We start from the raw sequence: 15033 nt of genomic DNA on the forward strand, positions 1-15033 counted from the left end.
AAGGCCCTCCTACAGTTTCCTCTAGCGGGCAGGGCGGCGGCCGCGGAGATCGGCCAGGTAGATGCCGGCCCAGCCGGCCTCCTCCGTGCCCATGCTCGCGGTCACGGCGAGCCAGCCGTTGCGGTAGGCCTCGCGTTCCAGCGCGAGACCGGTGATCGGCAGGATTTCAGCGGAGTCCGGGTCCACGGCCTGCGGATCCAGCAGCGTGCCTGCCCATCCGGTCTCGAGCAGGGTGACGGTGTTCGCCCGTGACGCGCCGAGTGCCTCCGCGAGGTAGATGCCGTCCACCGGTGTCGACCCTGCGCGGCGGCCCTGGAACGCGACGCGGAACGTCGCGCCGGCCCGCTCGGACACGGACACGAACGCGGCGGAACGGAAGCGCGGCGGTTTGCCGCAGCCCTCGCTCTCGCCGGCACCCGGCGGGGCGCCCGAGTAATTCCAGTAGATGAAGTCCTCGTAGTCTTCGCCGGCACCGGCCCGGGCCATCAGCCGCAGCCGCCGGGTGCGGGTGTCGTAGACGAAGATGCCCTGATTAACGGACACCTCTTTCTGCTGGTAGCAGCGCGGGTACAGCGGATCGTCGATATCGTCGCACACGCTGTGCACGTCGCCGTTGATCTCGCCGTCCGGGCCGTCCGCGAAGTCGCCGGCATGGTTGCAGTAGTCGCGCCGGATGCGGTTGCCTTCCTCGGGGCAGTACAGCCGCAGCGTCCGGGTCTCGTCGCCCCAGGCGCCCCAGAAGCCGACGAAGCGGCCGTCGAAGGACAGGCCTTCGCCGATGCGGGTGAATCGGCCTGCGCCGCGTACCGGCACCTTGTCGTCGAGCCCGACGAGCGTGCGCAGCGGCGCCGCCGGCCGGCCCAGCTCGGACTGGTAGATGCCGCCGCAGCTGGGGTCGTCCTCGTTGTCGTAGCCCACGAAGACGACGCGGCCCCGGGCCGCGCTCGGCGGCGCGGTGGAGTCGAAGGTGATGTCGCCGCGGCAGTAGCGGTGATTCGGGATGAGCGTATCGGAGTTCGCGATCAGTGCGATCGGCTCCAGGCCGCCGGCATAGTCGTCCGCCACCTTGCGGTAGAACACGCCGGTCTTGTCTTCGCCGTCCGACGGATCGGTGTAGTTGCCCTTGAAGGCGATGTAGCCCTCGTCCGTGACGGCGGGCGAGCCCGGGAACACCTCGAAGCGGGTGGTGGCGGCCAGATCCGGCACGGCGAACAGATACGTGAGGTCCACGTAGTCGGATGGGCCGACCTCGCCGAGCAGGCTGGCGCCGGTGCGCAGTGCGCTTGCCGGGTCGCCGGCGGCCGGATTGAAGTACACGCCGGTGGTGCCGGCGCGGGACTCGTCCTCTTCCTCGCCGTACGTCCACACGGGCGGATGGTTGCCGCGGGTGGCCACGGCGTCGCGGTGCAGCGCGATGCGGGGGATCGACGGGAACTCGTTGAAGGTGGCCAGGAGCCAGTCCGGGCCGCCTCCGCCGCCGCCGCCGTGTCCGCCGCCGCCGCCATGGGTGTCACCCGCGCCGCCGTGGCTGCCGCCATCGTCGCCGTGGCTCCCGCCGCCGCCCGCCGGATATTCGGTGTTGTTCGGGTCCGGCACCGCGGTGTCGCGGTCGGCGATCCGGCGTATTGCCGAGCCTGCCGTGCCCATGTCGCGGACGTAGATGCCGCTGATCGGCCCGCGCTGCCTTCCGGTGCTGCGGGCGCGGAACACCACCATGGCGTTGCTGTTCACCGAAGGCGGGTTGTAGCTGTTGTAGGTACGGTTCGGATGGCCGGGGATGGCGTCGCCGTTGTTGACCACGACCTGCCAGGACGGGTCGGAGCGGTCGCCCGCCAGGCCGGTGCCCGCGAGGGCGGTCAGCACGGTGACGGCTCCGGCCAGCATCATTATGTAAAGCTTGTGTGTTCTCATTGTGGGATACCCCTTGCCGGCATCATTGCGGCGTAGACCGGCCGGGGAGGGTCTGTGACCGCTCCCCGGCCGTCGGTGAGGTCAGCTGCAGGGCTCCTCCCTGGCCCGGCTGACCCTCACCTGGAGCCCCGTCCCTGGAGCCGCCTTCCCTGGCCGTGCCGTCCCTGGCGGTTCCGTTCCCGGGAGAGGCCGATCAGCGGTTGCGGCCTCCGCCGCTGCCGCCGCCACCGCCGCCACCACCGGCCTTTACGGCCGTCACGACGGTGGTTTCCTTGACCACGTCGTTCATCCCGTTGACGTCATCCTCGGCGATCACCTCGGCCCTCCATTCGATGGTCGTGGCGTAATCCATGCTGAAGAAGAACGTCCAGCTGGTGGAGTAACCGGCCGCCAGAGTGAACGGTTCGGTGTACTCGGTTCCGGCGAACACTTCGGTCTCGGTGACGATCCCGCCGTCTATCAGGTACAGCGGTCCTACCACCGCGCCGTCGCTGTCGATGCCGGTCAGCTTCACGAAGCCGGTCGCGTCAGCGGGTCCCGCGTTGGCGACCGTCAGCGTGCCTTCCCGGCCTTCGGTGTCGGCCACCATCCGCTTCGGCACCTGCAGCCCGGAGTCGGCGCTGATCGAGACGTCGTAGTAGACGTCCGCGCTCGCCTCACAGGGCACCGGCGTGGCGTAGTCGCCCGGCACCGGCCAGGTGTGGAAGAAGTCGATCACTGCCCGGCTGTCATCGGCGGCGGTTGCGAATGCGCCGATGTTCGAGCCGTCGTAGCTGTCCGTCAGTTCGGGGACGGCCGCGAGGATCGGGCCGGTCTCGATCATGAAGTACGGCGTCGGGTCGTATTCCCAGAGGTACTCGAACCAGCCGTCCTGCGGATCGCCCGCCGGTATGTAGGCGGGATACGGCAGGTCGCCGAACGTTGCCAACCGGTTGTAGGTGTAGGCGGAGAAATCCAGGAAGCACTTGCGCACGTGCTGGATCACGCCCATCACTTCTTCCTTCACGTCGATGCAGCGTGTGTCGAGCATGGCGTTCGCAGATTCCTCGGTCAGCCCGAGGATCTCGTTGAGGTAGACCACGAGGTCCACGCCGACGAATCCGGACTTGTCCGCCGCTGCGCCGAGGCTCGTCGCAGCCGCGGCCATCCAGTCGCCGCGCGGCAGCATGATGTTGTCGCCGAGCGAACCTTCAAGCATCAGCGCCCGGTACATGGCCAGGTGCTGCAGCGGCGAGTCGATGGTGGAAGTCGCCACGTACTCGTCGCCCTCGACGGTCGGGTCCGGATCGATCACGCTGGACGCCACCGGCCGGCCGGCCGGATCCAGGCTGAGGCAACCCGCAGTCGCCAGCGTCAGCCTTGCTTCTTCGAGCTGCGACTCGAACACGGTGTCCGGCGATCTCGCCTCGTTGATGCGGCCGAAATCGACTTCCTGCGTGTAGATGGAATAAGGACCTTCCGCCGAGCAGGTAGTCGGATCGACCGGGACGATGCGGCAGTCCGCTTCGTCGGTCGTGCCGGGGATCTGGATGCAGCCCTCGAAAGTCTCGGCTGCCAGCGGCTGCTGGCAATCGCCGGCCGTCAGGATCGGCACGCCCCACTCATCCCGATACAGGATGAACAGGTCGCCGTAGTCCGGCGGCTCGTTGCCGCTGTCGTGACCTCCGCCGTTGCCGCCGCCGACGCCAGGTGGCCGTTCGGCCATGACGCCACTGCTGAATGCGAACAATCCGACGAGGATCGCTGTCAGCACGTAACAGATTCCTTGTTTCTTCATGACAGGCTCCTCCTGCCCCCAATGCCTGCCGCGGGCGGATGCTGCGGGGCGCTGCAGCTGGCGTCCCCCGAAGGGGTCGGAGCACCGCGGCCGGAGGTGAAGCGAGGAAGTGGTCGTGTCGCGCCGTCTTGTTCGATTTTCGCGCATGGCACCTTCTCCTTGCCTCCTGGGTTCCATGCTAGGGCCGGCGTTTAAAGGGCGGCGCCACCGTGAGTAAAGGGTGCGTAATTCCGTTGTAAACTTTTGTAAGCGCCGTCAACCGGGCGCGGCGACGGAATGCGAATCGCTCAGAGCCTGCCGGACGGCGGCGAGGAGGTCGGTTTCGCCGTAAGGCTTCGAAAGGATGGAGTAGCCGCCGTCGACGGCGCGGGCGGCCTGGTCGCTGTAGCCCGTGGTGAGCAGGATGCCGGTGCCCGGGTAATGACGGCCGACCCAGTCGGCAAGCTCGAGGCCGCTCGTACCGCCGGGCATGACGATGTCGGTGAACAGCAGCGCGACTTCCGTCTGCTTCATCAGCAGCTCCCGAGCCGCGACGATTCCGGATGCTTCCAGTACCCGGTAGCCGGCAGCGGACAGCGTGCGCGCCGCGTAGCGTCGCAGCCTGGCCTCGTCCTCAACCACCAGGATCGTCTCGGCGGGAGCCGCCTGCGGCCCCGCCGGCCGCACGGTGTCGTCATGCGGCTGCGCTTCCGCCGCTTCCGGGAAATACAGGGTGACGGTCGTGCCGCCGCCAGGCTCGCTGTCCATGCGCAGGTCGCCGCCGGACTGGCGGACGAAGCCGTAGACCATGCTGAGGCCGAGTCCGCTGCCCTTGCCGGGGCCCTTGGTCGTGAAAAACGGCTCGATCGCTCTGGCCAGCACTTCGGCACTCATGCCTTCGCCCGTATCGGTGATGCTCAGCGTCACGCAGGGACCACTGGCCATGTCGAGGCTGCTGCCGGCGCGGATCTCTTCCCGCCGCGCCGCGATACGGAGTCCGCCGCCGCCCGGCATCGCGTCGCTGGCGTTGATGGTCAGGTTCAGCAGCGCGCTCTGCAGCTGCTGGATATCCGCCTGCACGGGCAGCGATCCGGTGTCGGTGTCGAGTGTGATTTCCACTCCGTCTGCGGCCACGCGCTCGAGGAAGCGCCGGTTGTCGCGCAGGAAGACACCGAGGTCGATGGTCTCCGGCTTCAGGGTCTGCTTGCGCGAGAAGGCCAGCAGCTGCTGGATGAGGCCGCTGCCGTCCTCTGCCGCCGAAACCGCATCGTCGATCAGCTCGGCCGCTTCGGTATCGCCGGAGCGCACACGACGCTTAAGCAGCCGCAGGTTGCCGAGTATGACGGTGAGCAGGTTGTTGAAATCATGCGCGATACCGCCTGTGAGCCTGCCCAGTACCTCCATCTTCCGTGCGTGTGCGAGTTCCAGTTCCCGCTCCCGGCGCTCGGTCGTGTCCACGAAGCTGACCACCGCACCGATGATCTCGCCGTCGCGGCGCATGGGCCGCGTGCGGTACTCCGCCGGGAAGCCGGTGCCGTCGTTGCGCCACAGCATCTCGTCGTCGAGCTGCAGCGATTCGCCGTGGGAGATGGCGCGGGCCGCAGGGCATTCGTCCCTGGGGTGGGGACTGCCGTCGGGGTGGGTGTGGTGGATCAGCTCGTGGATGTCGCGGCCCAGGAGTTCGGCCTCGCCGCCGTAACCCAGCTGGTGCACGGCGGCCCGGTTGGCGAAGGTGCAGCGGCCATCCAGATCCATGCCGAAGATGCCTTCGCCGGTTGAGGCAAGGATCAGACGCAGCCGCTCCTCCCGCTCGTGCAGCGCGCGCACCATCGGATTGCCCAGGCGCAGGAACAGAAGGGTGGCGGCCCCGATCAGCGCCAGCGCGACGGTGAGGACGAGGGCGCCGGCACGGAAGAACGGGGCGCGGATCTCGGCCAGATCGATCTTGGCGACGACGCCCAGCCCCAGGACATCCACCGCATCGTAGGCGGCCAGAACGCGGGTGCCGTGATAGTCGCTGCCGATCATCGTGCCTCTCTCCCCGGACAACGCGCGATGCATGGGCTGCGAGAAGGACGAGCCCCAGGGCACCGGGGCCGGCGGGCCGCCCACGGCGTGGTGGTGGCGCATCAGGAACACGATGTCGTCGCCTTCGCGCCGCCCGAGGGTCACCTCGGCGGAGCCGCGTATGGTGTGCTCGTGGGTGAAGGCCTGTCGGATCTGGGCCAGGGTGGCCTCCGCCGCGGAGCCGGGGTAATCGTGCCGGTAGCGCTGGTCGAACTCGCTCATCTGCTCGATCAGCCGCGCCAGCGTGTGTGCGCTGTCCACGAGCTGCTGACGCTGGCGCTCGAAAGCGGTGTCGTAGAGCACGCCTATGGAGACTGCCGTGGCCACCGTAACGACGACGGTCATCGTGAGTATCAGCAGGGCTATACGCCTGTATTCCGCCACTGCGGGGTCCTGCGGTCTGTCTCCGCCCTCCAGCCGGTTCGGCAGCCGATTTTCCGGCCAGTCTGAACCCGTACCCTGATTCGCGCCATCCGCAGGGTCCGCATAAATCGCGATAGAAATCCCATGCCAATGGGACATACTGGATTCCCATCCCACAGAGCCGGGAGAAGGCCGCATGGTCAGGGCGAGTAGCATTCTCGTCGTGGACGACGACCCCCGTCTGTGCCGTTTGTTGTCCCGCTACCTGACCGCGGAAGGCTACCCGGTACGCACCGCGGGCTCGGCCCGGGACATGCGCGAGATGATGGCTCTGGAGGAGCCGCGGCTGGTCATCCTGGATCTGATGCTGCCGGACGAGGACGGGCTGAGCCTGGCGCGGGAGCTCCGCGCGCGTTCGGATATCGGCATCCTGATGCTGACCGGCAAGCGGGATCCGGTGGACAGGATCGTGGGACTGGAGCTCGGCGCCGACGACTACATGACGAAGCCTTTCGACGAGCGCGAGCTGCTGGCAAGGGTGCGCAGCATCCTGAGACGCGTCATGCCGTCGGAACACCATGACGCCGACAATGGCTCGGTACTGATTTTCGACGGCTGGACGCTGAATCTTGCGGCCTGGGAGCTGACCGATCCGGCAGGAAGGCCGGTCGAACTGACCAGCCACGAGTTCGAACTCCTGGCGGCACTGGCATCCCACGCCGGACGCGTGCTCAGCCGCGATGCGATCCTGGAGATCGTGGCGGGACGGGACTGGACGCCCTACGACAGGAGCGTCGACGTGCTGGTGGGCAAGCTGCGGCGCAAGCTGGGCGACGACCCTCGTGCACCGCGCATGATAAAGACCGTCCGCGGCGCGGGTTACAAGCTGACGTCCCACGTCGCCCCCCTGTAGGAGGGGCTTCAGCCCCGATTGCGATCGGCTGTATCGGGGCTGAAGCCCCTCCTACATTCTTTGGTAACGCAGCAGGGGCTTCGACGTTGACACCGAGACCCCTTCCAATTCTACGTATTCACGGATGTTCCATTGAGGCGTTCAATGGACCCTGCGAGGGAGCACGGAAGAGTGACATGGAGGGTTGAATCATGCGTACCAGGAATCTTCTGGTAGGACTCGCCACCACGGCGCTGCTCGCCGGATCCGCTATTGCGGCGGCCGACATGCAGGGTGCCGGCAGCGGCGGGCAGGGTTCTGGCGCGGAACGCGGCGCTGTAGCGCGCGATGCCCAGATGGACCGGGACCGGGCCATGGACCGCGATCGCCTGATGGAACGTGAGCGTCTGCAGGATCGCGACTACGCGATGGCCGGCGACAAGGATCAGGATCGCGACCGCGACCGCGATCGTGATCGTGACAAGGATCAGATCCAGGATCGCGATCGCGATCAGGACCCGGACCAGGCCAAGGATCAATACCGTGACCGGGATCGGGATCGGATTCATAGGGATGACGAAGGCAAGGGCATCTTCGCGGGTGGTCTCATGACCGAGCAGGAGCGCGAACGCTACCGCGCCCGGCTCAGCAATGCGGAGTCGGAGCAGGAGCGCGAACGCATCCGCGCCGAGCATCGAGAGCAGATGATGGAGCGGGCCCGCGAACAGGGCGTGACGCTGCCTGAGACCGAGTAAGCAACGGAGTGCCGCTATGAATGCCAAGCACGCTGAGTGCGCGGGCCGGACGGCGGTGGTGTCGACGATGCTGGCGGTGCTCGCTTTGGCGGGCACCGCCGGCACGGCACTGGCGGAGGAGGGTCGCACGACCCTCACCGTCGGCGCCGAGTACACCACCGGCGACTACGGCGGCGCCAGCGATATCGACGACATCTACGTTCCGGTCACACTGTCCTGGACCGGTGAGCAGTTTTCGCTGCGCGCGACGGTGCCATACGCCTACGTGAGCGCGCCCGAAGGCTCCATCATCGGACGTCGCGGCGATGTGATCGTGGGAAGCGGTGACGACGTGTCGGACAGCGGCATCGGTGATGTCCTGCTGTCGGGGACCTGGCTCGGACTCGCAGAGAGCGACAACGCCGTGCTCGATGTCACCGCCAAAGTGAAGCTGGGCACGGCCGACGAGGATACGGGGCTGGGTACCGGCGAGAGCGACTATTCATTGCAGCTGGACGGCTATGTCTTCCAGCGGGACGTCATGTGGATGGGCACCGTCGGCTACAAGTGGCGGGGTGATCCCGCCGGACTGGACCTGGACGACACCTGGTTCGTCGCCGGCGGCGTTGCGCTGTGGGCAGGCCGTGACAATCGCATCGGCACACTCGTGAGCTACCGGCCCGAGCTGATTGACGGCGGCGATGCCGCGACCGAGGTCTCCGTGTTCTTCGACACCGAGGTCTCGCCGCGGCTCGGCGCGCAGGTCTACGCCCTGGCCGGCCTGTCTGACGGCAGTCCCGACTGGGGTATCGGCGGATCGGTGAGCTGGTCGTTCTGAAGAGGATGTAGGAGCCTTCAGGCCCGACTCGGCTGAGGAATCGGGGCTAAAGCCCCTCCTACGTGTCTTCGTACGTGGTCTCCACGGTGGTGTCGTATGCGCGCCGGGGTCCACAGTGAAACGATGCGCAACGTCTTCGTCCTCGGGCTCGACGAGTTCAATAAACGCGAGCTGCGGTCCATCCGCGAGGCGGAGGCCTGCCGGTTCGTCGGCCTGCTCGGTTACGACGAGATCGTGCGGCCGGAGAACGGCGAGTTTCACTTCGAGGCGCTGAGGCGCCAGGCCGAGGAACAGCTGGACGGCCACGGCGGCTCCGTCGACGGCATCATCGCTTTCTGGGACTTCCCCTCCAGCGCCATGGCCGGGGTGCTGCGCAATGCCCGAGGTCTACCCGGCCCGAGCAACGAGGCGATCGCCCGCTGCGAGCACAAGTACTGGTCGCGCATCGAACAGCGGGCGGTGGTGCCGGAGCTGGTGCCCGCGTTCCAGGCCGTGGATCCGTTCGCCGACGATCCGGCTGCCCTGATCGAGCTGGACTACCCGTTCTGGATCAAGCCGGTGAAGGCCCATTCGTCGCGGCTGGGCTTCCTGATCAACGGTCCCGAAGACCTGCGTGCCCACCTGCCGGAGATCCGCGACAAGATCGGCTTCTTTGGTCGGCCGTTCGATGAGTATCTGCAGCACGTCGAGGTTCCCTGCGAGATCCGGCGGGTGACCGGGCACTGGTGCATCGCCGAGGCGATCATCTCGGCCGGCCGGCAGTGCACGCTGGAGGGCTACGCCTATCAGGGAGCTGTGCAAATCTACGGTGTCGTCGATTCCGTGCGTACGGGACGCCACCGCTCCTGCTTCTCCCGTTATCAGTACCCGTCCGGCCTGCCGCGCCGGGTCCAGGCACGCATGATCCACGCCGCAGAGCAAGTGATGCAGCGTTTCCGCTACGACTGCGGCGCCTTCAACATGGAGTTCTACTGGCACCCGGAGACCGACCGGATCAGCCTGCTGGAGGTGAATGCCCGCATCTCCAAGTCTCACTGTCCGCTGTTCCGGCTCGTGGACGGCGCCTCCCACCAGTCTGTGGCAGTGGACCTGGCGCTGGATGAGGATCCCCGGTTCCCGCAGCGGCAGGGCGAGTATCGGGTGGCCGCCAAGTTCATGGTCAGGGTTTTCTGCGACGACGGCATCGTGCGCGCCATGCCGACAGCGGCAGAACTCGACCGCGTGAGTGCCCGTTATCCCGAGGCGCGATTCCGGCCGCTGGCCGAACCCGGCGAGCGTTTGAGAGACTCTCATCATTACGACAGCTACAGTTACGAACTCGGCGACCTCTTCCTTGGCGCCGGTAATCAGCGCGAGCTGCTGCACAAGTACCGCGACTGCATGGCAATGCTGAGCTTCGAAGTGGAACCGACAGGACAGGACGCTGCATGAAATTCGTCGATGAACTGCCCCATCGGGTACGCGAGCTGGAGAACGTGGAGGTGCCGATGCCGGACGGCGTGCGTCTGGCGCTGCGCATCTGGATGCCGGAGGATGCGGCGGAGCGCCCCGTGCCGGCGATCCTGGAGTACATTCCCTACCGCAAGCGCTACGGGACCGCGGCGCGGGACGCGCTTGCCCAACCCTACATGGCCGGCCACGGCTATGCGTGCATCCGAGCCGATCTCCGTGGCAGCGGCGAATCCGAAGGCGTGCTGGAGGACGAGTACCTGCAGCAGGAGCTGGACGACGGCTGCGAGCTGATCCGCTGGATCGCCGAACAGCCCTGGTGCGACGGCAACGTAGGCATGATGGGCATCTCCTGGGGGGGCTTCAACGGCCTGCAGATCGCCGCCATGCAGCCGCCGGCGCTGAAGGCCATCGTCACGCTCAGTTCCACCGACGACCGCTATGCCGACGACATCCACCACATGGGCGGCTGCCTGCTGGGCGACAATCTGTCGTGGGCCTCGACCATGTTCGCCTACAACACGATGCCGCCGGACCCGGAGCTGGTGGGCGAGCGCTGGCGCGACATGTGGTTCCAGCGGCTCGAAGGCAGCGGCCTGTGGCTGGCCAAGTGGCTCCGGCATCAGCGCCGCGACGCTTACTGGCGCCACGGGTCGGTGTGCGAGGACTTCGGTGCCATCCGCTGCCCCGTCTATGCCGTCAGCGGCTGGACCGATGGCTATTCCAACGCCGTATTCCGGCTGCTCGAGAATCTGGACGTGCCGCGCAAGGGCCTCATCGGCCCCTGGAGCCACAAGTATCCCCATATCGGCATACCCGGTCCCGCCATCGATTTCCTGGGCGAGATGCTGCGCTGGTGGGACCAGTGGCTGAAGGGCGTGGACACCGGCATCATGGACGAGCCCATGCTGCAGGCCTGGATGCAGGACAGCGTACCGCCCACCACGATGTACCTGGAGCGCCCCGGCCGCTGGGTGGGCGAGCCCGCCTGGCCGTCGCCGAACGTGGCCGAGCGTCGCTACCGCTTCACCCGCCATCACCTGCGGCCGCCGGAGACGGAGGTGGAGCCCTACGCGATCGGCCTGCAGTCGCCGCTCACGGTGGGGCTGTTCGCCGGCAAATGGTGCTCCTACGCGGCCGGCCCGGATCTCGCCCACGACCAGCGCCACGAGGACGGCGGCGCGCTCGTGTTCCAGACCGATCCTCTGGATCAGGACGTGGAGATCCTCGGCGAGCCGGTCGCCGAACTGGAGGTCTCAGCAGATCGTCCCGTGGCAATGCTGGCCGTGCGGCTCTCCGACGTGTTGCCGGACGGCAAGGCCACACGGGTCACCTACGGCCTGTTGAATCTGACCCACCGCAACAGCAGCGAGGAGCCGGAGCCGCTGGAACCCGGCCGGCACTACCGGGTGCGGGTGAAACTGAACGAGGCGGCCCACCGCTTCCCCGCCGGCCACCGCCTGCGGGTGTCCGTCTCCACGTCGTACTGGCCGCTCGCATGGCCGGCGCCGGAAGCGGCGCGCATCGAATTGCACGTGGCCGGCAGCAGCCTGTCGCTGCCGGTGCGCCCGCCGCGGCCCGAAGACGATGAGCTGCACGGCTTCGGTGAGCCGGCGGGCACACCGCCATTGGAACGCCGGGTGATCGACGGCGGCCATCACAACTGGATCGTGCACACCGATCTCGCCCGGGACGTTTCCACGCTGGAGGTCATCAACGACGCAGGCCGTTACGTGATCCGGGACATCGATCTGGAGGTCGGCGCGAAGGCCCTGGAGTGGTACAGCTCGCGAGCGGACGACGTCGCCACGGCTCGCGGCGAGACCTACTGGGAGCGCAGCCTGGCCCGCGGCGACTGGCGCATCCGCACGGAGACCCGCACGATCCTTACCTCCACTCCGACGCACTTCCACGTCACCGCCACGCTGGATGCCTGGGAAGGCGACAAGCGGGTGTTCAGCCGCAACTGGGACGAAGCCATAGAACGCGACCTGGTCTGACGGGTTCTTTCCTGGCCGCCCTGCGGGGGTATCCATCTTGCTCCCGACAAAAGGTCGCGGCGATGGATACCCCCGCATGACGGCCGCCTCGCGGTGGCGTGAAGGAAGCGCCGGTCAGCAGCGCCTGCTGACTGGCGCCAGACCTTCCGGTTACGGGTCCGTCAGCGGGTGGGCAAGGGTTGCGGGGTCGTCCGGGCCGACTGGAGCCATGAGGGCGGGAAGGAGGCCTGGCCGAAGCGAGGGAGGACAGGACGTCCGAGTGAGCGTCCCCGCGACCCTTGCCCACCGGCTGACGGGCCAACGCCGATAGAATGCTGGGTCGAGGCTGACAGCATCGGGCCTGAAGGCCCTCCTACAGGTTATTCAGCGCTTCGTCGGCGGCCGCGATGCCGGCCGCGTGGCGCTTCATGTCCGCCCACGGGTCCTCGATCTGGCCGAGCCGGCGGAACAGGTTGCCGATGTGATAGCGCTGCGCCGTGAGGTCGCCGGCGCCCAGTTCGTCCCAGGCCAGCGGCGTCGCCACCGGCGCGCCGGGTTTCGCGCGCAGGCTGTAGGGCATCACCGCCGTCTGGCCGTACGCGTTGCGCATGACGTCCAGGTACAGCCGGCCTTTGCGCTTGTCCTTGCGCTGCTCCGCCGTGAGGGTGTCCGGATGGCGTTCGGCGAGCAAGTCGGCGGCACGGCGCGCGAAGTCCCGGACTCGATCGAAGTCTGCGCTGCGCTCCAGCGGGACCACAACGTGCAGGCCCCGGGAGCCGGTGGTCATGACGTAGGGGGTGAGCCCCAGCTCGCGCAGGAAGTCGCCCGTGATCCGGGCGGCGTCGCGAACCGGTCCGAAGTCGTCGTCGGGAGGGTCGAGGTCGAACACCATTCGATCCGGGTGGTGCAGCCGGTCGCGCCGGCTCAGCCAGGCGTGAATGGTCAGCGTGCCCTGGTTGGCCAGGTAGACGAGCCCGGCGGCGTTGCGAACGACGATGTGTTCCACCTCGCCGCCGCCCACCCGATCGGCTGTGACGCCCTCGACATAGTCGGGGAAGTAGTCCGCACGGGCCTGCTGGTAGAAGCCGTCCTCGCCCAGGCCGTCCGGGAAGCGCTGCAGGGTGAGGAAGCGTTCGGACGCCCAGGGCAGGGCGTATTCCGCCACGGTGCGGTAATACTCGATCACGTCGCCCTTGGTGATACCGGCGTCCGGGTAGAGCACCTTGTCCTCGCTGGAGGTCTCCACCACGAGGCGCCCGAAGCTCAGTCGGCGGCTTTCTTCAGGCATGGGTCGTCTCAGACATCGCGGGGGCGCTCCCGCCGCACCTTCTTCGCCGGCTTGTCTTCGCGCAGGCCGATATAGCGCGGATGGCGGAGCTTGCCGTCGCCGGTCCACTCGGTGAAGCCGAACTCGCCGACCAGTTCGGGCGTTATCCAGTGCGCGTTCTTCTCGCGCACCTCCTCGTCGAATCCGGGCTCGTCCCGCTCGATGGCCTGCATCCGGTCGTGCAGTTTCTCGAGCGTCTCGTCGTCGAAGCCCGTCCCCACCTTGCCGGCGTAGCGCAGCTCGTCGTCTTCGTAGTAGCCGACCAGCAGCGCGCCGAAGCCCTTGCGCGAGCCTTTCGGGTCCGTGTAGCCGCCGATGACGAGTTCCTGGCGGTTGACGCACTTGAACTTCAGCCAGTCGCGCGAGCGCGAATGGACATAGCGGCCGTCTGCCTTCTTGGCGATGACGCCCTCCCAGCCCTTCCGGCAGGCTTCCTGGTAGTACGCCTCGCCCTCGGTGTTGCGGTGACGGGTATAGCGCAGACGGCCGCCGAAATCGAAGGCGTCGCGCAGCAGGCGCTTGCGGCTGCGCAGCGGCAGTTCGTCCAGCAGGTAGCGGTCCAGATAGATCAGGTCGAAGAGATACAGCCAGACGCCGATGCCGGTGGCCCGTGCCTCGTCGGGGTCGCTGATGCCGATGCGCTGCTGCAGCCGGCTGAAGCTCGTCACCTTGCCGTCGAAGGTCACAATCTCGCCGTCGGTGATGAAGCGGTCCGGCCCGGCTTCCTCCAGTGCCTCCACCAGCTCCGGATAGGTATCGTTCAGCTTCTTCCTGTTGCGCGAGAGTATGCGCACGCCGCGCCCGTCCCCGAACACCAGGCAGCGTTCGCCGTCCAGCTTGCGCTCGTAGATCCAGTCCTCCGAGGAGAAGTGGTCGTCGGTGAGGGTGGCGAGCATGGGCGCCGTCCAGTCCGGCATGCCCTCGCGCTGCAGCTTGTCCCGCGCGGCCTCCGGCAGCGATGCGAACGGCTCTTTCACGAGTCCTCCTCGCCGGTCTTCGCGATCTGATGCAGAGTGCGGTCCGTCTTCACCGAGCGGTTCTGGGTGTTGGTCGGGTTGCGGCGGGCGTCGGCCTCGTCGTCGTCCATCTTGATTAGCAGCCAGCGGGACTTCTCGCCCGCTTCGATGCGCTTCAGCGCATAGCCGCCTGTCAGCTTCTCGCCGTCGAGCCATACCTCGATCAGGCCGCCGCGGAGCGAGCCGGGCATGTCCAGCGAGTCCTCGCCCTTGCCGGCGCGCAGGTTGCGATAGGTGCCGGCGTCCCACACCATCACCGTGCCGCCGCCATACTCGTCCTCGGGGATGACGCCCTCGAAGTCCGCGTAATCCAGCGGGTGATCTTCGGTGCGGATCGCGAGGCGTTTCTCGCGGGGATCAGTCGACGGCCCCTTCGGCACGGCCCATGACTTCAGCGTACCGTCGAATTCCAGGCGGAAGTCGTAATGCAGGCTGGAGGCGTCATGCTTCTGGATCACGAAGCGCCGGCTGCCATCGCCGTCACCATTTCCGCCGCCGGTCGCCGGCTCCGGCGTCTTGTCGAAATCCCGCTTCTCCCGATACGGGCCGAGGCTGTCCTTGTCCGAACCCATGGATTCAGACTGACGCAGGGAAAACGGCGGCGCAAGTCGCACAAGCCGCAGCGGCTGCGGTGTCCGAAGGAACGCTGCGGCTTGCCGTAGCCGGGCCGGTGCGAGGGCGGAACGATCCGCGGGGAGTGC

11 protein-coding genes are annotated in these 15033 nt (G+C 67.4%); 5 read left to right on the top strand and 6 right to left on the bottom strand.

The annotated features are described in order from the left end of the window. Positions 1-21: 21 nt before the first annotated feature. From ACJMKX_RS13665 to ACJMKX_RS13675, 3 genes are all read right to left on the bottom strand, one after another. Positions 22-1911 carry a hypothetical protein gene (locus tag ACJMKX_RS13665; protein WP_405226412.1) on the bottom strand — a complete coding sequence of 630 codons (1890 nt, stop codon included), beginning with the start codon at positions 1909-1911 and terminating at the stop codon, positions 22-24. A 193-nt stretch (positions 1912-2104) separates the two neighbouring features. Then, complete coding sequence (locus ACJMKX_RS13670) at positions 2105-3688, bottom strand: hypothetical protein (protein ID WP_405226414.1); 1584 nt, start codon at positions 3686-3688, stop codon at positions 2105-2107. A gap of 255 nt (positions 3689-3943) precedes the next feature. Further along, positions 3944-6118, bottom strand: a complete 2175-nt coding sequence (locus tag ACJMKX_RS13675) for an ATP-binding protein (protein WP_405226417.1) — start codon at positions 6116-6118, stop codon at positions 3944-3946. A gap of 175 nt (positions 6119-6293) precedes the next feature. Between ACJMKX_RS13675 and ACJMKX_RS13680 the strand changes: the two genes are divergently transcribed. From ACJMKX_RS13680 to ACJMKX_RS13700, 5 genes are all read left to right on the top strand, one after another. Continuing rightward, complete coding sequence (locus tag ACJMKX_RS13680) at positions 6294-7010, top strand: winged helix-turn-helix domain-containing protein (RefSeq protein WP_405226420.1); 717 nt, start codon at positions 6294-6296, stop codon at positions 7008-7010. A 191-nt stretch (positions 7011-7201) separates the two neighbouring features. Further along, positions 7202-7744, top strand: a complete 543-nt coding sequence (locus ACJMKX_RS13685; protein WP_405226422.1) for a hypothetical protein — start codon at positions 7202-7204, stop codon at positions 7742-7744. Between the two features lie 16 nt (positions 7745-7760). Continuing rightward, positions 7761-8561, top strand: coding sequence for a hypothetical protein (locus ACJMKX_RS13690; protein ID WP_405226424.1), 801 nt, complete (start codon positions 7761-7763; stop codon positions 8559-8561). Positions 8562-8657: 96 nt separating this feature from the next. Next, positions 8658-9992 (top strand): ATP-grasp domain-containing protein, encoded by a 1335-nt coding sequence (locus ACJMKX_RS13695; protein WP_405226427.1) that lies wholly within the window; start codon positions 8658-8660, stop codon positions 9990-9992. Beyond that, positions 9989-12010, top strand: a complete 2022-nt coding sequence (locus tag ACJMKX_RS13700) for a CocE/NonD family hydrolase (protein ID WP_405226429.1) — start codon at positions 9989-9991, stop codon at positions 12008-12010. Before ACJMKX_RS13695 ends, ACJMKX_RS13700 begins: the two co-directional genes overlap by 4 nt. A gap of 352 nt (positions 12011-12362) precedes the next feature. On the opposite strand, the gene ligD (ACJMKX_RS13705) is transcribed toward ACJMKX_RS13700, so the two are convergent. The 3 genes from ligD (ACJMKX_RS13705) to ACJMKX_RS13715 are packed head-to-tail and all read right to left on the bottom strand — an operon-like array spanning position 12363 to position 14904. Beyond that, positions 12363-13277, bottom strand: coding sequence for a non-homologous end-joining DNA ligase (gene ligD, locus ACJMKX_RS13705; RefSeq protein WP_405226432.1), 915 nt, complete (start codon positions 13275-13277; stop codon positions 12363-12365). Positions 13278-13285: 8 nt separating this feature from the next. Next, complete coding sequence (gene ligD / locus ACJMKX_RS13710) at positions 13286-14233, bottom strand: non-homologous end-joining DNA ligase (protein WP_405226660.1); 948 nt, start codon at positions 14231-14233, stop codon at positions 13286-13288. A 56-nt stretch (positions 14234-14289) separates the two neighbouring features. After that, positions 14290-14904 carry a DNA polymerase ligase N-terminal domain-containing protein gene (locus tag ACJMKX_RS13715; protein WP_405226435.1) on the bottom strand — a complete coding sequence of 205 codons (615 nt, stop codon included), beginning with the start codon at positions 14902-14904 and terminating at the stop codon, positions 14290-14292. Positions 14905-15033 lie beyond the last annotated feature (129 nt).

The sequence above is a fragment of the Lentisalinibacter sediminis genome, assembly GCF_040706615.1.
Classification (GTDB): Bacteria; Pseudomonadota; Gammaproteobacteria; order Steroidobacterales; family Woeseiaceae; genus Lentisalinibacter; species Lentisalinibacter sediminis.